We start from the raw sequence: 21,683 nt of genomic DNA, 5'->3' as shown, positions 1-21,683 counted from the left end.
TAACTGCGATGGCCTTGCTACAGCTGGAGCGCATCAGCGCACAGTACCCGGGCAGCCCGACACCGGTGCTGGCGGATATTTCTCTGACCCTGGGGCCTCAGCAATTGCTGGTGGCCCTCGGCCCGTCCGGCAGTGGCAAGACTTCGCTGTTGAACCTGATTGCCGGTTTCGTCGAGCCGAGCGCCGGGCGCATCACCCTCGACGGTGTGCCGGTCAAAGGCCCGAGCGCCGAACGTGGCGTGGTGTTCCAGGACGACGCTTTGCTGCCTTGGCAGGACGTGTTGGCCAACGTTGCATTCGGTCTGGAGCTGGCCGGTATCGCCAAGGACAAGCGCGAAAAAATCGCCCGTGAAATGCTCGCGCTGGTTGATCTCTCAGGGTTCGAAAGTCGCCGCATCTGGCAACTCTCCGGTGGCCAGAAGCAACGTGTCGGCCTCGCCCGCGCGCTCGCCGCTGATCCGCGCGTGTTGCTGATGGACGAGCCTTTCGGTGCCCTCGACGCGTTCACTCGCGAACAGATGCAGGAGCTGTTGCTGCAAGTCTGGCAGCGCACGGCCAAACCGGTTTTCCTGATTACCCACGACATTGAAGAAGCGGTGTTCCTCGCCACTGACCTGATTCTGCTCGCGCCGAATCCGGGGCAGATCGTTGAGCGTCTGCACCTGGATTTCGGTCAGCGTTACGCCACTGGCGAGTCCGCCCGTGCGATCAAATCCGATCCGCGTTTTATCGAAACCCGTGAACACGTGCTGAGCAAAGTGTTCTCGCAACGCAGCGCCGCACAACGGCAGGAGCGCGCATGAGCAGTTACGACGTTTCCTCGGCTGCGGTAAAACCCGCGAAACCATCCGTGGCGATTCCCGTACGCCGCAGCCTCAGCACGCGCTGGATCAGCCTGCTGACGCTGTTCGCGTTGTTGGCAATCTGGTGGGCCGTAACAGCCACTGGATTGATCGAGCCGCTGTTCCTGCCGCCACCGTCCGCCGTGCTGCAAAAAGGCTGGTTGCTGGCGACTACTGGTTACATGGATTCGACGTTGTGGCAGCACTTGGGCGCCAGCCTGAGCCGCATCGGTCTGGGCCTCGGTTTTGCGATCCTGACCGCCGTGCCGGTGGGCATTGCCATCGGGGCCAATCGCATCGCCCGTGGCGTGCTCGATCCGCTGATCGAGTTCTACCGCCCTATCCCACCGCTGGCCTATTTGCCGCTGATCGTGATCTGGTGCGGCATCGGCGAGTTGTCGAAAGTGCTGCTGATCTATCTGGCGATTTTCGCGCCGATTGCCATTGCCACCGCGACCGGTGTGCGCACGGTTGATCCGGCGAAATTGCGTGCTGCGCAGTCGCTGGGCGCGACGCGTTTGCAGCTGATTCGTCATGTAATTTTGCCGAGCGCGTTACCGGATATTTTGACTGGCGTGCGCATTGGTCTGGGGGTTGGTTGGTCGACGTTGGTCGCCGCTGAATTAATCGCAGCCACCAGTGGCTTGGGCTTCATGGTGCAGTCGGCCGCGCAATTCCTGGTCACCGATGTGGTGGTGCTGGGGATTCTGGTTATCGCCCTGATCGCCTTCGCCATGGAAATGGGCCTGCGCGCCCTGCAACGCAAACTGGTGCCGTGGCACGGCCAGGCCCACTAAATCGCCTTGTGAAACTTCCCCTGTGGGAGCGAGCCTGCTCGCGAAAGCGTCGGATCAGTCACTGCACTGTCGCCTGACACTCCGCATTCGCGAGCAGGCTCGCTCCCACAAAAGCATGACACTCGAATTCGAAGAGAAAGACCATGAGCAGCCTCAACATCACCCCATTAAGCTCGGCCCTCGGCGCGCAGATCAGCGGCGTCGACATCAGTCAGCCGCTGAGCCTGGAACACCGCGACGCCATCGAACAAGCGCTGCTCAAGTATCAAGTGTTGTTCTTCCGCAAACAGCCAATCGAACCGCCACAACAAGCGCGTTTCGCCGCGTACTTCGGTGATCTGCACATTCACCCGATCTACCCGAACGTGCCGGAACAACCGGAAGTGTTGATCCTCGACACCGCCGTCACCGACGTGCGTGACAACGCGATCTGGCACACCGACGTGACCTTCCTGCCGACGCCGGCGATGGGCGCGGTGCTCAGCGCCAAGTTGCTGCCGGAGTTCGGTGGCGACACGCTGTGGGCCAGCGGGATTGCTGCGTACGAAGCGCTGTCGGCGTCAATGAAAGCCTTGCTCGAAGGGCTGACCGCGACCCACGATTTCACTCGCTCGTTTCCACTGGAGCGTTATGGCAATACGCCTGAAGCGTTGGCGCAGTGGGAAGAGGCACGGCGCAAGAATCCACCGCTGTCGCACCCGGTGATCCGTACGCATCCGGTCAGCGGGCGGCGTTCGTTGTTCGTCAATGAAGGCTTCACGTCGAAGATCAATGAGCTGTCGGAAACCGAGAGCGAGGCGATTCTGAAGTTTCTGTTCGCCCATGCGACGCGGCCGGAATTCACCATTCGCTGGCGTTGGCAGCAGGACGACATTGCGTTCTGGGATAACCGCGTGACTCAGCATTACGCGGTGGATGATTATCGGCCGGCGCGGCGGGTGATGCAGCGGGCGACGGTGTTGGGGGATGTGCCGTTTTTTCGTTGAGCCGTTTTAACAGCCAAAAGCCCCTCACCCTAACCCTCTCCCGGAGGGAGAGGGTTAGGGTGAGGGGGGATGTTTTAGAGGTACGCCGACCTGATATTGCTTTGCTGAATCCATAGTCGACTCGGTTTTTCAGGTCGATGTATGGCTACAGACACCTCGGTCGGCCCCTCTCCCTCTGGGCGGTCCGACGTTTCGGGAGGGCTGGGGTGAGGCTGACTCACTCCGCCGTCGAAGGCTTCTCCCAAAGATTGATCCCGCCCTCTTGGGCAAACCGGTCAATCTCCGCCAGCTCCTCAGCACTGAAGCTCAAATTCTTCAACGCCCCGACGTTCTCGATAATCTGCTCCGGCCGGCTCGCACCAATCAGCGCCGAGGTCACCCGTGAATCCCGCAACGTCCACGCCAGTGCCAGTTGCGCCAGACTCTGACCACGACGCTTGGCAATTTCATTCAACGCCCGCACATGAGCGATGTTGGCCTCGGACAGATGCGAAGCCTGCAACGAACCACCGCCCGGACGATTGACCCGCGCATCCGCCGGCACGCCGTTGAGGTATTTGTCGGTGAGCAGACCTTGCGCCAACGGAGTGAAAGCAATCACGCCAGTACCGAGTTCATCGGTGGTATCCAGCAGATCCTTTTCCACCCAGCGATTGAGCAGGTTGTACGCTGGTTGATGAATCAGCAGCGGCACTTTCCACTCGTTCAACAGCGCCGCGATCTCGCGGGTTTTCACCCCGGAATACGACGAGATACCGATGTACAACGCCTTGCCCTGTTGCACGGCAGTGGCGAGGGCGCTGGCGGTCTCTTCCAGCGGGGTATCCGGGTCGAAACGGTGCGAATAGAAGATATCCACATAGTCCAGACCGAGGCGCTGCAGGCTCTGGTCGAGGCTGGCCAGCACATATTTGCGCGAGCCGCCGCCCTGGCCGTAAGGGCCGGGCCACATGTCCCAACCGGCCTTGCTGGAGATGATCAGCTCATCACGATACTGCTTGAAATCTTCGCGCAGCAGGCGGCCGAAATTGATCTCGGCGCTGCCGTACGGCGGGCCATAGTTGTTGGCCAGGTCGAAGTGGTTGATCCCCAAGTCGAACGCGGTGCGCAGTAAGGCACGCTGGGTGTCGATCGGCGTGCTGTCGCCGAAGTTGTGCCACAGGCCCAGCGACAGCGCCGGCAGCACCAGACCGCTGCGGCCGACGCGGCGGTAAGGGATGGAGTCATAGCGGTTTTCGGCAGCGGTGTAAGTCATCGAATCCTCTCTTGTCTGTCTTGAAATGGGTGTCGACTTCATCGCTAGCAGGCTAGCTCCCACATTGGAATGCATTTCCCTGTGGGAGCTAGCCTGCTAGCGAAGGGTGTTACACAAATCGATTGCCGGGTCGGGCCAGACCCAGGTTCTGGCGCAACGTCCGGCCTTCATACTCGGTTCTGAACAGCCCGCGCCGTTGCAGTTCCGGGACCACGCCATTGGCGAAGTCTTCGAGCCCGCCGGGCAAGTGCGGCACCAGCACGTTGAAACCGTCCGCCGCGCCCTGTTCGAACCATTCCTGCAAGCGATCAGCGATCTGCTCCGGCGTACCGACCAGGCTGTAATGCCCGCGCCCGCCCGCAATCTTGCGCCCCAGATCGGCAAGGCTCAGGTTCTCGCGCCCCGCCAGCTCAGTGAGCAATTTCTGCCGGCTCTGCTGACCGCTTTCCGTCAGCGGCAACTCCGGCAACGGCCCGTCCAGCGGGTACTTCGACAAATCGAAGTTACCCAGCATACGCCCAAGCAAGGCAACGCCAACCTCGGGTTCGACTAATTGCTGAAACGTTTCACATTTTTCCTGTGCTTCGGCTTCGGTGCCGCCGACCACGACAAAAACCCCGGGCATGACTTTCAGCGAATCGGCGCTGCGACCGTACTTGGGCAAACGTGCTTTGAGGTCGGCGTAGAACGCCTGAGCGTTGGCCAGAGAGGTCTGCGCGGTGAACACCACCTCAGCGGTCTGCGCCGCCAATTCACGCCCAGTCTCGGAAGAACCGGCCTGAACAATCACCGGGTGCCCTTGCGGCGAACGCGCGAGGTTCAGCGGGCCTTTGACCCGGAAGTGCTCACCTGCGTGATCCAGCACATGCAATTTCGCAGGGTTGTAATACTCGCCACTGGCCTTGTCGCGAATGAAGGCATCGTCCTCCCAACTGTCCCAAAGTCCGGTCACGACCTGATGAAATTCACGAGCGCGGCTGTAGCGCTCGGCGTGACCGATATGTTCGTCTCGCCCGAAGTTCAGCGCTTCGGCAGCATTGTCCGACGTCACCAGATTCCACCCCGCACGCCCACCGGAAAGGTGATCGAGCGAAGCGAATTTGCGCGCCACATGATACGGCTCGTTGTAACTGGTGGTCGCCGTGGCGATCAGGCCGATGCGCTCGGTCACCGCACTCAGGGCAGAGAGCAACGTCAGCGGCTCAAAGTGATCGGAACGCGTCATGCGGCTGGCGATGTCCTGAGTTGGCGCGGCGACGCTGTCGGCGACAAACAACGCATCGAATTTTGCCGCCTCGGCAATCTGCGCCAGACGTTTGTAATGGGCGAAATCCAGACCCGCATTCGCCGGCACATCCGGATGACGCCACGCCGCCACGTGGTGCCCGGTGGCCATGAGGAATGCGCCGAGTTTCAACTGTCTGCTCATCTCAGAAATCCTTGCGCAGTTGCACGCCGAAGTAGCGCTCGTCATCCCGTGGCACAGCGCGATAGATGTAATTGCCGCCGCTGGCAAGCAACGGCGAATAGGATTTGTCGGTGAGGTTCTTGCCGAGCAACGCGATGCGCCAGCCGTTGCTGTAGTCGGCGAGCGCGACACTGGCGTTCCACAGACCGTAGGCGCCCTGCTTGGTGTCGACGTTCTGGCTGATGTCGTACTGCACTTCGCTCTGCCAGCTGTAGTCGGTGCCGAGTTCGATATCCAGACCGTTATCCAGCGGGATGCTGTAGTCGGCGCGCACGTAGCTTTTCCAGTCCGGACTGAACGGCAGCGGTTTGCCGTTGACGTTGCACGACGCCGCTGCGCCTGCCGGGCAGGCGAATTCGTAGATGCGCGCGCGGGTGTAGGCGAGTGCGCCGGACAGCTTCAATTGCTGGGTCGCCTGCAAGGCGTAATCGAGTTCGACACCTTCGGTGCTGACACTGCCAGCGTTGATCAGGCGCGTCACCACTTGCCCGGCGACGGTGTCGAAGAAGTTCGCCTGATAGTTGTCGTACTCGCTGTGGAATATCGCGAGGTTGGTGGTCAGGCGATTGTTCCAGCTCGTCGCTTTGATCCCCGCTTCCCAGGTGTTGGAGGTTTCCGGTTTGAGCGCCTCGGTGTCGCGCGGCTGCATGTTGAAGAACACGTTGTAGGCCGGGCCTTTGTAGCCGCGCGAGTAGGTCAGGTAAGTAGTGACGGTATCGCTGAGGTCGTACTGCACGCCGAGGCGACCGGACCAGCCATCTTCGTCCACCGAACCGGAACTGCTGGTGGCCGGTTGAATGCCGCTGACGGTGGTTGCTGAAGTCGAAACGCGGCGGTGATCGTATTCGAGATCATCGTGGGTGTAGCGCAGGCCAGCGATGCCGCGAAAGTCCGAGGTGAAGTTCAGGGTGGCCTCGCCGAACGCTGCGTAGCTGTCGCTGGTGGTGCTGTAATCAGCGACGCCGCGATCGGTGCGTGTGGTCGTTGTCAGCGTGCGCTGATACGTCTCGTCGTCCTTGCCGTGCATGTAGAACAGGCCGCCGACGTACTCGAGAAATTCACCCTTCGGCGAAGCCAGACGCAGCTCTTGCGAGTATTGATCGAAAGCCAGATCGCCCTTGTCCGCCGTGCCGGGAAACGCTGCGGTCACTGTGCCGAGACGGTCGCCGTCCTGATATTGGGTGTTGTCCCAGCCGCGCCATGCGGTGATCGACGTCAGGGTGTAATCGCCCAGTTGCCAGTCGAGCTGGCCGGACAGACCTTTGTTGGTGTCCTCAACGTGTGAGCGGGTGTCGGTGTTGATGTCGCGGTTGTGGCTGCTTGCATTGACCGGACTCAGCGCGTTGGCGAAGGCCGGGGTCAGCGACTTGCTGACCACGCCGTTTGGACCGTCGTCGTGGGACTGCATGTAGTCGGCGATCAAGGTGAAGGTGACGTCGTCATTCGGGGTGAATTCGAGTTTGCCGCGCACGCCACGATGGTTGTAACCGTTGACCTCCTGGCCATTGTGCTGGTTGTCGACGTTGCCATCGTAGGTCCCGAATAGCGTGCTGATCGAGCCTTTCAACGTGTCCGGAATCAGGCTGCCGCCAATGCCGAATCGGGTGCGGCTTTCGTTGCCGCTGTAATACGACTGATCGATGTAACCGTGGGTCTCGGCGGTTGGCGCCTTGCTGGTGATGTTGAGTACACCGGCCGAGGCGTTCTTGCCGAACAGCGTACCTTGCGGGCCGCGCAGCACTTCGACGCGCTCCAGATCCAGCAAGTCGAGAGTGGATTGGCCGGGACGCGCGTAGACCACACCATCGATTACCGTCGCCACGGTCGGCTCGACGCCCGGCGAGGTGGAAATCGTACCGACGCCGCGCACGAACAACGAGGTGTCCTTGTTCGATGCGCCGGTGCGGAAATTCAGCGACGGCACTTGCTGCACGATACTCGCCACGCCGTTGCGGTTGTCGCGCTCAAGTTGTTCGCCGTCGATCACCGAGACCGCGACCGGCACCTTTTGCAGCGATTCTTCGCGGCGCGTGGCGGTGACGGTCACGGATTTGAGTGTCGGCTCCTGATCACTGCTCTCGGTAGCGAATGCGTTGGGCAACGGCAGCGCCGCCAACCCCGTAAATAACCAACCAGCGGCGCGGATCGATTGCGCCAGTTTGTTTGTCGCCCCAGGAATGTTGTGCATGTTTGCCCGCTCGAAATTGGCCCTTAACCGCTGCCGTTCTGCGACGACAGCGCCTGAATCGGTGTCTTGGGCATTCGCTCGAGCGAGTAGCAGACAGCGCGCTTTGTTAGCGCTACCATCGACAGTATTGGCAAGCCGCACATAGAGCGTCCAATACTGAAAAATTACTTTTATATGCGATTTGGTTTTTAAGAAGGATCGAACCTTGAGCGAAGAAAAACCCCGCAAACGCCGTGGCGCCGGACGTGTAACGCTGAATGCCGTGGCGCGTGAGGCCGGGGTTTCGGCGATCACCGTGTCACGCTATTTCAACCAGCCTGAGCAGGTTTCGCCCGAGCGTCGCGAGCGGATTGCGGCGGTGGTGGCCGAGTTGGGTTACGTGCCGAATCTGGTGGCCGGCGGGCTGGCCTCGGCGCGGGGGAAAATCGTCGGCATGGTGATCCCGAATATCTCCGGGCCGATCTTCGCCAATACCATTCAAGGCTTCAGCGATACGCTCAGTCGTTATGGCTATCAGCTGTTGCTGGCGTCGAGTTACTTCAGCACTGAACAAGAAGAAAACGCCGTGCGTGCGTTTCTCGGCTGGTCGCCAGCGGCGCTGGTGCTGACCAGTCACTTTCACAGTGCGGGCACGGAAAAGATGATCGCCGAGGCGGATGTTCCGGTGATCGAGACGTGGGATTACCAGCCGGCGCGTGAGCCGATGCAGATCGGCTTTTCGCATTTCGAGGTGGGCGTGACAGCCGCCAGATATCTGCTGGAAAAAGGCTACCAACGTATCGCCTTCGTGCAGAACAGTGCGCCGGGGGACTTCAGCGCCCTGGAACGCCGCGATGGTTACGCGGCGACCTTGCGTAAATCCGGCCTGGATCCTTGGGTCTACGCCCCTGACGCTGATCGTGCGCCATTCGAGGCCGGCAAACAGGCGATGGATGCGCTGATGAATGCCTCACCGCGCCCCGACGCAATCATTTTCGCCAACGACAACCTCGCCGCCGGCGGCCTGCTCGCCGGGCAACGCGCCGGTTTCAAAATCCCCGAAGACTGTGCCGTTCTTGGCTTCGGCGATTACCCGTTCGCCGAGATGCTTTTGCCGAGCCTGAGCACGATCAAACCACCGGCGCTGGAGATCGGCGTACTGGCCGCAACACGCGTATTGGAAAGTCTTGGCGTGTTGCCGAGCGACGAGGTGCAACGGCTGAACCTGCTGCAATGCCAGGTCATCGAGCGCGAAAGCACCTGATGAATATGGTGGGGGCTGGATTGGCTATGCTCTAAAGAACACCGAGGTGGCCCTATCGCGAGCAGGCTCGCTCCCACAGGGATTTCCTGTGTACGTAAAATTTATGTCCAGCCGAGATCCATTGTGGGAGCGAGCCTGCTCGCGAAAGCGATTATTCAGGCAATGCACCTTCACCAGACAGAACCCGCCATGCACACTGCCATCATCATTTTCTTCGGCCTGGTCCTGCTCGCTCTGATGCTCTACATCGGCGAGCGCATCGGCTTCAGCCGCCAGACCATGGCCTACGGCTTCGCCGCCCTGTGGCTGGCATTGACGATGATTAATGGCGCCGTGGGAGTGGTGCATGCGGGCCAGCCGCTAGGTTCGGAAATTGCGATTGGCAGTGCGGTGTTCGGCATACCGATGGCGGCGATGGTGTTGTTCATGGTGCTAAGCGCCGAGTCCTGAACGGACCCGACGCTCAGGCGCCGATCAACGGACCAAGTGCAGGAACTGCATGTGCCGTTCGTACTGGTCGAGGATGTCGTTGATGATCTGCTCTTTGGTGTAGCCGACCAGATCGTAGTCCTGACTGCCCTCGCTCAAATGCACTTCGGCGCGGTAATAGCGACGATTGTTGAGCTGCTTCGAGCCCATCCCGCCACGCGCGAACGACGGCGTGAAGTAGCCGCGCATCTGCACCTGATAGATGAACGGATGCGCATCACCATGGCCGATTTCGAGGCTGACGCTGTCATTCGCCGGATCCGGCTGGGTGACCACGTTGAGGCCTTTTTCAACGAACACCGCCGTCACTTCTTCAATTGCCGGGCGTACCGTGGTGTCCATGAAGCGGTACACCTCGTCACGCGACGGGAAGTGCACCGCCTGACTCAGCCGCTGACGCCAGCCGCCCGTACCGCGCCGTGAACCGGAGACCGGTGCCAGCGAGTGCAACTGCGCGATCTGCTTCTGCGACTCCAGATAGAACGCCTTGTGCAAGCCCCACATCATCAACAGCAGGATCAACGAGAACGGCAACGAGGTCAGCACTACCGCTGATTTCAGCGCATCGATACTGCCGGAGAACAGCAACGCACTGGTGATCAGCGCCGTCATCGCGCCCCAGAACACTCGCAGCCATTTCGGCCCGTCTTCGTCTGGGTTGCCACCCTTGGCCGACAGGGTCGAGAGCACCACGGTGCCGGAGTCGGCAGACGTCACGAAGAACACGAAGCTGATAAACACCGTCACGGCGATGACGGTTTTGCTCCACGGGTAGGTTTCCAGCAGCAGGTAAATGCTCATCGACGGATTGTCGATGGCCGACATGCCCAGCGCGCTCATGCCGTGGTTGAGCACTTGATCCAGCGCGCTGTTGCCGAAAATCGACATCCACGCGAGGGTGAAACCGAGCGGAATCAGCAGCACGCCGAAAACGAATTCACGGATGGTCCGGCCACGGGAAATCCGGGCGATGAACAGGCCCACGAACGGCGACCATGCAATCCACCAGGCCCAGTAAAACACTGTCCAGCCGCCGAGCCAGTCGCTCGGTTTGTCGTAGGCGTAGAGGTCGAAACTCTTCATCGGCAAGGCGCCGAGGTAGTCGCCAAGATTCTGGATCAAGGTGTTGAGCAGGTGCTGGGTAGGCCCGGCGAACAACACGAACAGCAGCAGCGCACAGGCCAGCAGCATGTTGATGTCGGACATCACACGCACGCCTTTATCGACGCCGGAGACGGCAACGATGATCGCCGCGCCCATCATCAGCGTGATCAGACCGACTTGAATCCACTGGGTGTGAGCGATGCCGAACAGGTAGTCGAGACCGGAGTTGAGGTGCAGCACACCAAAACCCATGTCGGCGCCCAGACCGAACACCGTGGCGATGATGCCGAAGCCGTCCACTGCGTAACCAATCGGGCCGTTGATGCGTTTGCCAATCAGCGGATACAACGCCGAGCGCAGCGCCAGCGGCAGGTTGTGGCGGTAGGCGAAGTAGGCCAGCGCCATGCCGACGAAGGCAAACACGCCCCAGCCATGCAGGCCCCAGTGCAGAAACAGAATCTGCATCGCCTGACGTGCCGCATCCGCGGTGCCCGCCTCGCCTTGCGGCGGCTGGAGCATATGGGTCAGCGGTTCAGAGACGCAGAAGAAGAACAGCGTGATGCTGATCCCGGCGGCGAACAGCATGCCGGCCCAGGACAAGTAACTGAATTCGGGCTCGTCGTGGTCGGCACCGAGTTTTATCTTGCCGTAGCCGGATAAGGCGGTGACCACCACGAAGACCAGATACAGGGTCATCGCGAGCATGTAGTACCAGCCGACCGTATTGGCCGCCCAGTTTTGCGCTTCCAGCAGCCAGGCGCCTGCCTGCTCCGGCATGGCGATGACAACGAGACCAAACAGCAGAATGACCGTCGCGGCGAAGTAGAACACCGGCGGATTCATGCGTACCAGACCGCTGGCGGGGGTAGACGATGCACTCATGAAACGTGCACCTCGAGGGGTTGAAACGTGGCTGAAATGATCGGACTCAGCAAAGGCAAGCCTCCTGTTGTGAGCGGGCAGCGAACCACCGGTTTAACTTGAATGAACGTTCAAGTTAAACATGGATAGGGTGGCAAGGACTAATCGTACGGCTAGGCGGTAGTTTTCCTACGCTAGCTCAAGGATGGGTATGACGTGGGTTTGAGGGTATTCGTTCACTGGAGAATTGGCTGATTGCCATTATCTTGATTTGGTCTGAAAATCATTCGCGAGCAGGCTCGCTCCCACATTTGAAACGCATTCCAGTGTGGGAGCGAGCCTGCTCGCGAAGAGGCCAGATGCCGCAACGCAATTTCAGAGCCTACTTCTGCGTCCCGTCATCATGCTGCAAATTGGCCTGAGTCAAATTGCACCCCGCCGGCACACTGCGCGTCAGCCACACATTGCCGCCAATGGTCGACCCCTTGCCAATGGTGATCCGCCCGAGAATCGTCGCCCCGGCATAAATCACCACATCGTCTTCAACAATTGGATGGCGCGGATGGCCCTTCTGCAACTGCCCGTCTTCATCTGCCGGGAAACGCTTGGCGCCCAACGTCACCGCCTGATAAATCCGCACGCGCTCACCAATGATCGCCGTCTCGCCGATCACCACGCCCGTGCCGTGATCGATAAAGAAGCTACGGCCGATCTGCGCACCCGGATGGATATCGATACCGGTCGCCGAATGGGCGATTTCCGCGCTGATCCGCGCCAGCAACGGCAAACCGGCGCGATACAAATGGTGCGCGAGGCGATGGTGAATCACCGCGAGAATCCCCGGGTAGCACAGCAGCACTTCGTCGACACTGCGTGCCGCCGGATCACCGTGATAGGCCGCCAGCACATCGGTGTCGAGCAGCGTGCGCAGGCCCGGCAGTGCGAGGGCGAAATCCTGCACGATCTGAATCGCGCGGGCTTCGACTTCGGTGTCAGCCTGCGCGCTGTGGCGGGCGACGTAACGCAACTCCAGGCGGGTCTGCGCCAGCAACGCATTCAGCGCGACATCGAGGGTGTGGCCGACGTAGAAATCTTCACTCTCTTCGCGCAGGTCAACCGGGCCCAGGCGCATCGGGAACAACGCGCCACACAATGCTTCAAGAATCTCCGCCATCGCTGCACGGGACGGCAACTCGCGACCGCCCTGCTCGCCGGACGCCCGGCCGTTCTGTGCCCGCCACTGATCCCGCGCGCTGCGCAGTTGACTGACGATGGTCTGCAATTGCCAATGGCTGGAACGCTCGCTCACGGTAAAGACTCCTCACGGGCGGCCGGACTGTCTGGCCGCGTCAACGGCGCCTACTTTACGGCATGCTTACGAGGGCGAATTAAGAACCGATAGTGCTGGCCTCAGTTCATTTGGCTATAAGCGATTCACGGTTGCCCCTGCAAAAGCGCGTGCCTATAGTCCTTTCATCTTCCTCCGCCAGTACGGACCCATGATCAAACAACAGCTGGACCGCTTTGCCCGCCTCGACCTGCTCAACCACCCTACGCCGCTGGAAAAACTCGAACGCCTGTCCACCTGGCTTGGCCGCGAGGTGTACATCAAGCGCGATGACCTGACGCCGCTGGCCATGGGCGGCAACAAATTGCGCAAACTCGAATACCTCGCTGCCGACGCTCTCGCGCAAGGCGCCGACACGCTGATCACCGCCGGCGCGCTGCAATCGAACCACGTTCGCCAGACCGCCGCACTGGCCGCCAAATTGGGCCTGGGTTGCGTGGCGCTGCTGGAAAATCCGCTGGGCACTGACGACAGCAATTACACCGGCAACGGCAACCGCCTGCTGCTGGATCTGTTCGACACCAAAGTCGAACTGGTCGACAACCTCGACAACGCCGACGAACAACTGACCGCCCTCGCCGCCCGCCTGCGCAGCAACGGCAAGAAGCCGTATCTGGTGCCAATTGGTGGCTCCAATGCGCTCGGTGCGTTGGGCTATGTGCGCGCCGGTCTGGAACTGGCCGAGCAGATCAACGACACCGGCCTGAATTTCGCCGCCGTGGTGTTGGCCTCGGGCAGTGCCGGGACGCACAGCGGTCTGGCATTGGCGTTGAGCGAAGTGTTGCCGCAATTGCCGGTGATTGGCGTGACGGTTTCGCGCAGTGAAGAAGATCAGCGACCGAAGGTTCAGGGACTTGCCGAACGCACGGCGGCGCTGCTCGGCGTCGAACTGCCGGCCAGCTTCAAGGTCGAGTTGTGGGACGAATATTTCGGCCCGCGTTATGGCGAGCCGAATGCCGGGACGCTGGCGGCGCTGAAGCTGCTGGCGAGTCAGGAAGCGTTGTTGCTCGATCCGGTGTACACCGGCAAGGCCATGGCAGGTTTACTCGACGGGATTGGTCGTCAGCGCTTTGATGAAGGCCCGATCATCTTCCTGCACACCGGTGGCGCGCCAGCGTTGTTTGCCTACAAGGATTTCCTGTAACAGAAGATCAAAACGGCAGCTCCTACAAGTGATCTCATGTAGGAGCTGCCGCGGGCTGCGATCTTTTTCCACAGACAATATATATTCCAATAAAGAATAACATTTCAAATATTAAGTATTTTCAAGTCTAACGCAGGCATCTTATAGTCTCGCCGCAGGCGAATTTCGCGAGAGACGCATAAGCTGCTTTAAGGCAGGATAGCGCTGTCGTCCGAATCACCAATTCGCCAACTTTCCTTAAGCGTCTTCCATAAGAAAACACAGGGGCTTGTCATGAATTTTTCCGCACTACGTCGCAATCTGCTGGTGGGTTCGCTGGGCCTTGCGCTGAGCGCCGGCCTGATCGGCCAGGCAGTGGCCGGTGAACAGTTGCAACAGATCAAGGACAAAGGCGTTATCAACGTCGGCCTGGAAGGCACTTACCCACCGTTCAGCTTCGTTGATGCCGACGGCAAGCTGTCCGGTTTCGAAGTTGAATTCTCTGAGGCGCTGGCCAAAGAGCTGGGTGTGAAGGTCAAACTGCAGACCACCAAGTGGGACGGCATCCTCGCGGCGCTTGAGTCCAAGCGTCTGGATGCAGTGATCAACCAGGTGACCATTTCCGAAGAGCGCAAGAAGAAGTATGACTTCTCCGAGCCGTACACAGTTTCCGGGATTCAGGCGCTGGTGCTGACCAAGAAAGCCGCCGACCTGAACATCAAATCCGCTGCCGATCTGGGTGGCAAGAAAGTCGGCGTGGGCCTGGGCACCAACTACGAGCAGTGGGTCAAAGCCAACGTGCCGACCGCTGACGTGCGCACTTATGAAGATGATCCGACTAAATTCCAGGACCTGCGTGTCGGCCGTATCGACGCCATCCTGATCGACCGTCTGGCCGCACTGGAATACGCCCGCAAAGCCAAGGACACCACTGCCGCAGGCGAACCGTTCTCTCGTCAGGAAGCTGGCGTTACCTTGCGTAAAGGCGAGCCTGAACTGTTGGCTGCAGTGAACAAGGCTATCGAAAAGCTGCGCGCCGATGGCACGCTGGCCAAGCTTTCGGAAAAATACTTCAGCGCTGACGTCACTAAATAATGGAAGCAACTTTCCAAATCGTACGGGAGGCCATGCCCTTTTTGCTCAAGGGCATGTACTTCACGGTCATCCTCAGCCTCGGTGGCATGTTCTTCGGCTTCCTGCTCGGCTTCAGCCTGGCGTTGATGCGTCTGTCGCGCTTCAAAGTGGCGAACTGGATTGCCCGCATCTACGTGTCGTTTTTTCGCGGCACGCCGTTGCTGGTGCAACTGTTCGTGATCTATTTCGGCTTGCCACAGGTGGGGATCGAACTCGATCCGATCCCGGCTGCCCTGATCGGCCTTTCGCTGAACATGGCGGCCTACATTTGTGAAATCCTGCGATCTTCGATCAGCTCGATCGAACGCGGTCAGTGGGAAGCCGCCGCGAGCATTGGCATGACCCGCGCGCAAACCCTGCGGCGGGCCATCTTGCCGCAAGCGATGCGTACGGCATTACCGGCGCTCGGCAACAGCTTCATTTCACTGGTCAAGGACACTGCACAGGCCGCCACTATCCAGGTGCCGGAGTTGTTACGTCAGGCGCAGTTGATCAGCGCACGTAACTTCGAAATTTTCACCATGTACCTTAGTGCCGCACTGCTCTACTGGATTCTGGCCTCGGTGCTCGCGCACCTGCAAAACAAGCTGGAAGAGCGGGTCAATCGGCACGACCAGGAGTCCTGACCCCATGATTGTCGTGGAAAAACTGACCAAGCAATTCAAGGGTCAGGTCGTGCTCAACGGCATTGACCTCGAGGTGAAGGAAGGCGAAGTCGTCGCAATCATCGGCCCCAGCGGTTCGGGGAAAACGACGTTCCTGCGCTGCCTGAACTTCCTTGAACAACCCACAAGCGGCCGGATCAAGGTCGGCGATATCGAAATCGATACCGGCCGCCCGCTGAACCAGCAGCAAAGTCTGGTGCGCAACCTGCGCCAGCACGTGGGCTTCGTGTTCCAGAACTTCAACCTGTTCCCCCATCGCACCGCACTGGAAAACGTCATCGAAGGCCCGGTTGTGGTCAAGAAGATGCCACGCGAAGCCGCCATTGCCTTGGGCAAAAAGCTCATGGCCAAAGTCGGACTCGCCGGCAAAGAAGACGCTTATCCACGTCGTCTCTCTGGTGGTCAGCAACAGCGCATAGCGATCGCCCGGGCGCTGGCGATGGAACCGGAAGTGATCCTCTTCGACGAGCCGACTTCGGCGCTTGACCCGGAGCTGGTCGGCGAAGTGCTGGCGACGATTCGTGGCCTGGCTGAAGAAAAACGCACTATGGTGATCGTCACCCACGAGATGGGTTTTGCTCGTGACGTGGCCAACCGTGTGGTGTTTTTCGATAAAGGCGTGATCGTCGAACAAGGTGAAGCGAAGGCATTGTTTGCCAATCCGAAAGAAGAACGCACTAAACAGTTTCTCAGCAAGTTCCTGAATCACGCCTGAGAACTTTTATTGCATCACCGATAACTTCCACGGACGGAAGTTTCCTTTATAAAACATTTACCCCCTTCAGTCTCATTCAAACAAAACATATCCCAAACAGTACATATATATGTTCTGCAACAGATAACACCCGCCTCCTCCCCTGCCACCTGAAATGATAGTGCTCAAATAAATCCGCGCATAAAACGCCGAGAAAGCCCTGTGTCCCGTGGCTCATTTCGCCTGATCACTTAGGCATATGGCCGCGACAGCGTAGGAAACTTCTGATTAATTCGTAATTCACGGATTAACTAATATCGTCTATTGACACCCCATCCCGCAGACTCTTATCTAGTCGGCAACCGGCATCAACTAGTTTAACCACCCCGTCTTCAACTTGAATAAAAGCCCAAAGCTTTATTGCCAGTTTATTCACGCTTTTTGTTCTTTCAGAAACGGACTTCGCTGCAAGGCTTCAAGGAGAGAAATCGATGACCCGCACTTCGCACACCCCCGAACTGGCAGCGCCGACCCTCGCGCCAGCGCAAAAAACCGGCATCAATCTGGCTGCCGCCGCACACCTCTTGATCGAGGTGTCGCCCTACCCTGATATGGACAGCGGCGATCTCATCGAGCTGTTCTGGAACAAATGCTATGTCGCTTCCAAAGTGCTGACGGCGGATGACGTCGGCACAGCCGTCAGCCTAAGGGTGCCGGAAAGCTTCATCACCAACGGCACCGCGCGCATCCACTACCGGGTGATGCAGGTCGGTCAGGGGCCGGCGTTTTCGGCGGCGACGCGCGTACAGGTCAAACTGGACTGCCCCGGCGGGCAACCCACGGCGCTGAGCGCAGACGAAAATCAGCAACTGGCCCCGGTTGCCATCCCCGACGCCATACGCCGTCAGGGCGTCAATCCGAACCAGATTAAACGCGGTGTGCCGCTGACCATCGAGCCGTACCTGAACATGGCCGAGGATGACGCCATCACCTTGCGCTGGGGTGACGTGCGCATGGATCTGGCACCGGTCACCGCCGCAGATATCGGCTTGCCGATTCAGGTCTGGGTACCGCCGTCGGTGATCGTCGAAGCAGGCGAGGATCTGCGCCTGGACGTGACGTATTGCATTCTCGATCGGGTCGGCAACAACTCCCGCTGGGCACCGCCCCGCACATTGAAAATCGGCTGCGCAAATCCTTATCTGAAAGTCCCGCTCATGCCCGAACTCAAAGCCGCCGAATCCCGCAAGCCCTGAACACAATGCCCCTGTGGCGAGAGAGCAAGCGCCCTCGCCACCGGATCATTCCAGCCGCAAAAAAATTCTTAACCAACCCGACCATCACCTCTTCTATGCATATTCCTAAAAGTTAGTTTATTTAATATTTATACACGTTTAGGGTATATAAACCGGACCACCGGACATTCATTCGTTCGCCGCACTTTTGCGGCGTTTTTCATGAGATGTGAGGTAGGTAGCATGGTCCGGAACACAATCACCCCAGTGCAGATCGCCAGGGCATTGCGTGCAGCCAAGGAGCGGCACTGATGTCCAGTCTGGCAGATGCAAACGTCCAGTCTGATCTGGACATCGCCCCGTTGTTGTTGCCTGCGCAGGTCTTGCGCAACGACGCCCAAGCCATCAACGCCGCCCAAGAGCTGGCACAAGTCGCCCGCGTGCAGGCCGCGAAACGCGACCGTCAGCGCAAGCTGCCGTGGTCGGAAATCGAACAGTTCACCCGCAGCGGATTAGGCAGCATCGCCATTCCGCGCGAATACGGTGGCCCGCAGGTTTCATTCGTCACTCTGGCCGAAGTGTTCGCGATCATCTCCGCCGCCGACCCGGCGTTGGGGCAGATCCCGCAGAACCAGTTCGGCATCATCAATCTGGTACTCGGCAGCGCCACCGAAGCGCAGAAACAACAGCTATTCCAGAGCGTTCTGGAAGGCTGGCGCATCGGCAACGCCGGTCCTGAGCGCGGCACCAAAAACACCCTGGAACTGAAAGCGCGGATCACCGCCGATGGCGATGATTACGTGATCAACGGCCAGAAGTTCTACTCCACTGGCGCACTGTTCGCGCATTGGGTTGCGGTGAAAGCGCTCAACGATGACGGCAAGCAAGTACTGGCCTTCGTCCGTCGCGGCACGCCGGGGCTGCGCATCGTTGATGACTGGTCGGGCTTCGGTCAACGCACCACCGCCAGCGGTACGATTCTGCTGAACAACGTGCGTGTCGAATCGAGCCTGGTGGTCGACAACTGGAAGATCAACGAAACCCCGAACACCCAAGGCGCGGTGTCGCAGCTGATTCAAGCCGCGATCGACGCCGGCATCGCCCGTGGCGCCATTGATGACGCCATTGAGTTCATCAAAACCCGCGCACGGCCGTGGATCGACGCCAAGGTTGATCGCGCCAGCGATGATCTTTATGTCATCGCCGATATCGGCAAACTCAAAATCGAACTGCACGCCGCCGAAGCGCTGCTGCGCAAGGCCGGCAAAGTGCTCGATCAAGTGCACGCCGCGCCGATCACCGCCGAGTCCGCCGCACGCGCTTCTATCGCCGTGGCGGAGGCGAAAGTGCTGACTACCGAGATCTCGCTGTTGGCCAGTGAAAAGCTTTTCGAACTGGCCGGCAGCCGCGCCACCCTCGCCGAATTCAACCTCGACCGTCACTGGCGCAACGCCCGCGTGCACACGTTGCACGACCCGGTGCGCTGGAAATATCACGCGGTCGGCGCCTATCGCCTCAACGGCACTTTGCCTGCTCGCCATTCCTGGATCTGACGACCAGACATCTGGAGAAAAACATGACGCTTTCCCATCACGTCGCGGTCATCACCAGCGATGAGCAAGCCCTGATCGTCGCCAGCGACCTGGCCGAAGATTTCAAACGCGACAGCGCCCTGCGCGACCGTGAACGCCGCCTGCCTCTGCCGGAACTCGACGTGTTTTCCCGCTCGGGTCTGTGGGGCATCAGCGTACCGAAGGAATACGGCGGCGCTGGCGTGTCCAACGTGACTTTGGCCAAAGTCATCGCGCTGATCGCTCAAGCCGACGGCTCGCTCGGGCAGATTCCGCAAAATCATTTTTACGCGCTGGAAGTGCTGCGGGTTAACGGCAGTCACCAGCAGAAACAACGGCTTTATGCCGAAGTGCTGGCCGGGCAACGCTTCGGCAACGCCTTGGCGGAACTAGGTACGAAAACCGCTCACGACCGCGTCACCAGCCTCAAGCGTGATGGTGACGGCTATCGCATCAACGGCCGCAAGTTCTATGCGACCGGCGCGATTTATGCTCAGCGCATTCCAACTTCCGTTGTCGATGAAAACGGTGTGCAGCAACTGGCCTTCGTTCCGCGTGACAGCAAAGGCCTGACCGTGATCGACGACTGGAGCGGCTTCGGCCAGCGCACCACCGGCAGCGGTTCGGTGGTGTTCGAAGATGTGTACGTCGCGGCTGAAGACGTGCTGCCGTTTCAAAGCGCCTTTGAACGTCCAACCACCGTCGGCCCGCTGGCGCAGATCCTTCACGCCGCCATCGACACCGGTATTGCCCGCGCCGCTTACGAAGACACCCTGCACTTTGTGCGCAGCAAGACGCGGCCGTGGATCGATTCCGGCAACGACAAAGCCACCGAAGACCCGCTGACGTTGAGGAGCTTCGGCCACTTGAGCATTCGCCTGCACGCCACGGAGGCGTTGCTTGAACGCGCCGGCGAACTCCTCGACGCAGCGCAAGCCGGGACCAGCGCAGAAACCGTCGCTGCCGCTTCGATTGCCGTCGCCGAAGCACGGGCGATCAGCACTGAAATCTCTTTGGCCGCCGGCAGCACGCTGTTCGAACTGGCCGGCAGCCAGGCGACACTGATCGAACACGGCCTCGACCGCCACTGGCGCAACGCCCGCGTGCACACCTTGCACGACCCGGTGCGCTGGAAATATCACGCGGTGGGCAACTACTACCTCAACGATGAAAACCCTCCGTTGCGAGGGACGATCTGATGAGCGCGGCGAAAAAGAAGATCCTGCTCAATGCGTTCAACATGAACTGCATCGGCCACATCAACCATGGCCTGTGGACGCATCCGCGCGATACCTCAACGCGCTACAACACCATTGAATACTGGACCGAACTGGCGCAACTGCTGGAGCGCGGACTGTTCGACGGCTTGTTCATCGCTGACATCGTCGGCGTGTATGACGTCTATCAGAACTCGGTGGACGTGACGTTGAAAGAGTCGATCCAGTTACCGGTCAACGATCCGTTATTGCTGGTTTCAGCGATGGCTGCCGTGACCAAAAACCTCGGTTTCGGCTTGACCGCCAACCTCACCTACGAACCGCCGTATCTGTTCGCCCGGCGCATGTCGACGCTCGATCATTTGAGCCGTGGTCGAGTGGGCTGGAACATTGTCACCGGCTATCTCGACAGCGCCGCGAAAGCCATGGGACTGAGCGAGCAGGTCGAGCATGACCGTCGTTATGACCAGGCCGACGAGTACCTGGAGGTGCTCTACAAACTCTGGGAAGGCAGTTGGGAAAACGGCGCGGTACTGAATAACCGTGAGCAGCGGATCTACGCCAACCCGGAAAAAGTGCACAAGGTCGAGCACAAGGGCGAGTTCTATCAGGTCGAGGGCTATCACCTCTGTGAGCCGTCGCCACAGCGCACACCGGTGCTGTTTCAGGCCGGCAGTTCTGAGCGCGGTTTGCTGTTCGCCGGGCGTCACGCCGAGTGCGTGTTCATCAGCGGCCAGAACAAACCGTCGACCAAGGTTCAGGTCGACAAGGTGCGCGCCAGCGCCGTCGAGGCCGGGCGCAATCCTGAGGACATCAAGGTGTTCATGGGCCTCAACGTGATCGTCGGCGCGACCGAAGAAGCCGCGTGGGCCAAGCACGCCGAGTATCTGAGCTACGCCAGCGCCGAAGCCGGCGTGGCGCATTTTTCCGCCTCCACCGGCATCGACTTTTCCCAATACGAGATCGACGAACCGATCCAATACGTGAAGAGCAACGCCATTCAGTCGGCGACCAAAAACCTGCAGAACAACGACTGGACCCGGCGCAAATTGCTCGACCAGCATGCCCTCGGTGGCCGCTACATCACCGTGGTCGGTTCGGTTGATCAAGTGGCAGATGAGCTGGAATCGTGGATCGCCGAGACCGGCCTGGATGGTTTCAACCTGACCCGGATTGTTACGCCGGAAAGCTATGTCGATTTTATCGAGCTGGTGGTTCCGGAGCTGCAGCGGCGTGGGTCGTACAAGACCGCGTATGACAGCGGCAGCTTGCGCGAGAAGCTGTTTCACAGCGAAGCGCAGTTGCCCGAGCAACACACCGGCGCAGCGTTCCGCCGCTAAAAGCATCGCTGGCAAGCCAGCTCCCACAAGGGTCTGTGGCGCTCACAAAACCTGTGGGAGCTGGCTTGCCAGCGATGAGGCCCGACCCGACACCACAAAATTAATGCACTGACTGGAAAAACC

The 21,683-nt window shown here is 59.7% G+C and carries 18 protein-coding genes; 13 read left to right on the top strand and 5 right to left on the bottom strand.

All coding sequences use genetic code 11. The features are described from left to right. Positions 1 to 8 precede the first annotated feature (8 nt). The 3 genes from tauB (at position 9) to tauD (ending at position 2,625) form a co-directional block, all read left to right on the top strand. On the top strand, positions 9 to 803 hold the full coding sequence (gene tauB, locus ACOYXH_RS26745; RefSeq protein WP_095125274.1) for a taurine ABC transporter ATP-binding subunit: 795 nt from the start codon (positions 9 to 11) through the stop codon (positions 801 to 803). Next, complete coding sequence (gene tauC / locus ACOYXH_RS26740; RefSeq protein ID WP_095047097.1) at positions 800 to 1,639, top strand: taurine ABC transporter permease TauC; 840 nt, start codon at positions 800 to 802, stop codon at positions 1,637 to 1,639. Before tauB ends, tauC begins: the two co-directional genes overlap by 4 nt. Positions 1,640 to 1,782: 143 nt before the next feature. Then, positions 1,783 to 2,625 carry a taurine dioxygenase gene (gene tauD / locus ACOYXH_RS26735; RefSeq protein WP_095047096.1) on the top strand — a complete coding sequence of 281 codons (843 nt, stop codon included), beginning with the start codon at positions 1,783 to 1,785 and terminating at the stop codon, positions 2,623 to 2,625. Positions 2,626 to 2,842: 217 nt separating this feature from the next. On the opposite strand, the gene mgrA is transcribed toward tauD, so the two are convergent. From mgrA to ACOYXH_RS26720, 3 genes are all read right to left on the bottom strand, one after another. Further along, positions 2,843 to 3,880 carry an L-glyceraldehyde 3-phosphate reductase gene (gene mgrA / locus ACOYXH_RS26730; RefSeq protein ID WP_095047095.1) on the bottom strand — a complete coding sequence of 346 codons (1,038 nt, stop codon included), beginning with the start codon at positions 3,878 to 3,880 and terminating at the stop codon, positions 2,843 to 2,845. 109 nt (positions 3,881 to 3,989) lie between these two features. Beyond that, on the bottom strand, positions 3,990 to 5,309 hold the full coding sequence (locus ACOYXH_RS26725; RefSeq protein ID WP_460410058.1) for an LLM class flavin-dependent oxidoreductase: 1,320 nt from the start codon (positions 5,307 to 5,309) through the stop codon (positions 3,990 to 3,992). Between the two features lies 1 nt (position 5,310). Then, entirely contained in the window at positions 5,311 to 7,536 is a 2,226-nt protein-coding gene (locus ACOYXH_RS26720) for a TonB-dependent receptor (protein ID WP_460410057.1), read from the bottom strand. Between the two features lie 205 nt (positions 7,537 to 7,741). On the opposite strand from ACOYXH_RS26720, the gene ACOYXH_RS26715 reads away from it, so the two are divergent. Beyond that, on the top strand, positions 7,742 to 8,779 hold the full coding sequence (locus ACOYXH_RS26715) for a LacI family DNA-binding transcriptional regulator (protein ID WP_095047092.1): 1,038 nt from the start codon (positions 7,742 to 7,744) through the stop codon (positions 8,777 to 8,779). A gap of 189 nt (positions 8,780 to 8,968) precedes the next feature. Further along, a complete protein-coding gene (locus tag ACOYXH_RS26710) occupies positions 8,969 to 9,229 on the top strand; it encodes a hypothetical protein (protein ID WP_095125269.1) in 261 nt (86 codons plus the stop codon). Between the two features lie 24 nt (positions 9,230 to 9,253). Here the strand turns inward: ACOYXH_RS26710 and betT are convergent, their stop codons facing one another. Then, positions 9,254 to 11,215, bottom strand: a complete 1,962-nt coding sequence (betT, locus tag ACOYXH_RS26705) for a choline transporter BetT (protein ID WP_163030199.1) — start codon at positions 11,213 to 11,215, stop codon at positions 9,254 to 9,256. A gap of 400 nt (positions 11,216 to 11,615) precedes the next feature. Continuing rightward, positions 11,616 to 12,542 carry a serine O-acetyltransferase EpsC gene (epsC, locus tag ACOYXH_RS26700; protein ID WP_016983653.1) on the bottom strand — a complete coding sequence of 309 codons (927 nt, stop codon included), beginning with the start codon at positions 12,540 to 12,542 and terminating at the stop codon, positions 11,616 to 11,618. 190 nt (positions 12,543 to 12,732) lie between these two features. Here epsC and ACOYXH_RS26695 point away from each other — a divergent pair, with 190 nt between their 5' ends. From ACOYXH_RS26695 to ACOYXH_RS26660, 8 genes are all read left to right on the top strand, one after another. Beyond that, a complete protein-coding gene (locus ACOYXH_RS26695) occupies positions 12,733 to 13,725 on the top strand; it encodes a D-cysteine desulfhydrase (protein WP_320413742.1) in 993 nt (330 codons plus the stop codon). 273 nt (positions 13,726 to 13,998) lie between these two features. Then, positions 13,999 to 14,799 (top strand): cystine ABC transporter substrate-binding protein, encoded by an 801-nt coding sequence (tcyJ, locus tag ACOYXH_RS26690; RefSeq protein ID WP_095047088.1) that lies wholly within the window; start codon positions 13,999 to 14,001, stop codon positions 14,797 to 14,799. After that, positions 14,799 to 15,464, top strand: coding sequence for a cystine ABC transporter permease (gene tcyL, locus ACOYXH_RS26685; protein ID WP_095047087.1), 666 nt, complete (start codon positions 14,799 to 14,801; stop codon positions 15,462 to 15,464). Before tcyJ ends, tcyL begins: the two co-directional genes overlap by 1 nt. 4 nt (positions 15,465 to 15,468) lie before the next feature. Continuing rightward, a complete protein-coding gene (tcyN, locus tag ACOYXH_RS26680; RefSeq protein ID WP_095125265.1) occupies positions 15,469 to 16,218 on the top strand; it encodes an L-cystine ABC transporter ATP-binding protein TcyN in 750 nt (249 codons plus the stop codon). 470 nt (positions 16,219 to 16,688) lie between these two features. Continuing rightward, on the top strand, positions 16,689 to 17,453 hold the full coding sequence (locus tag ACOYXH_RS26675) for a hypothetical protein (protein ID WP_095047085.1): 765 nt from the start codon (positions 16,689 to 16,691) through the stop codon (positions 17,451 to 17,453). Between the two features lie 290 nt (positions 17,454 to 17,743). Further along, complete coding sequence (locus tag ACOYXH_RS26670; RefSeq protein WP_095047084.1) at positions 17,744 to 18,985, top strand: SfnB family sulfur acquisition oxidoreductase; 1,242 nt, start codon at positions 17,744 to 17,746, stop codon at positions 18,983 to 18,985. A gap of 23 nt (positions 18,986 to 19,008) precedes the next feature. Beyond that, a complete protein-coding gene (locus ACOYXH_RS26665) occupies positions 19,009 to 20,202 on the top strand; it encodes an SfnB family sulfur acquisition oxidoreductase (protein WP_460066691.1) in 1,194 nt (397 codons plus the stop codon). Next, positions 20,202 to 21,560 (top strand): LLM class flavin-dependent oxidoreductase, encoded by a 1,359-nt coding sequence (locus tag ACOYXH_RS26660; RefSeq protein ID WP_095047082.1) that lies wholly within the window; start codon positions 20,202 to 20,204, stop codon positions 21,558 to 21,560. The genes ACOYXH_RS26665 and ACOYXH_RS26660 overlap by 1 nt, the downstream gene beginning before the upstream one ends. Positions 21,561 to 21,683 lie beyond the last annotated feature (123 nt).

It is taken from the genome of Pseudomonas sp. Mb7, from assembly GCF_054790525.1.
Note: the sequence above shows the minus strand (reverse complement) of the source record. Positions and strands in the feature narration are given on the sequence as shown.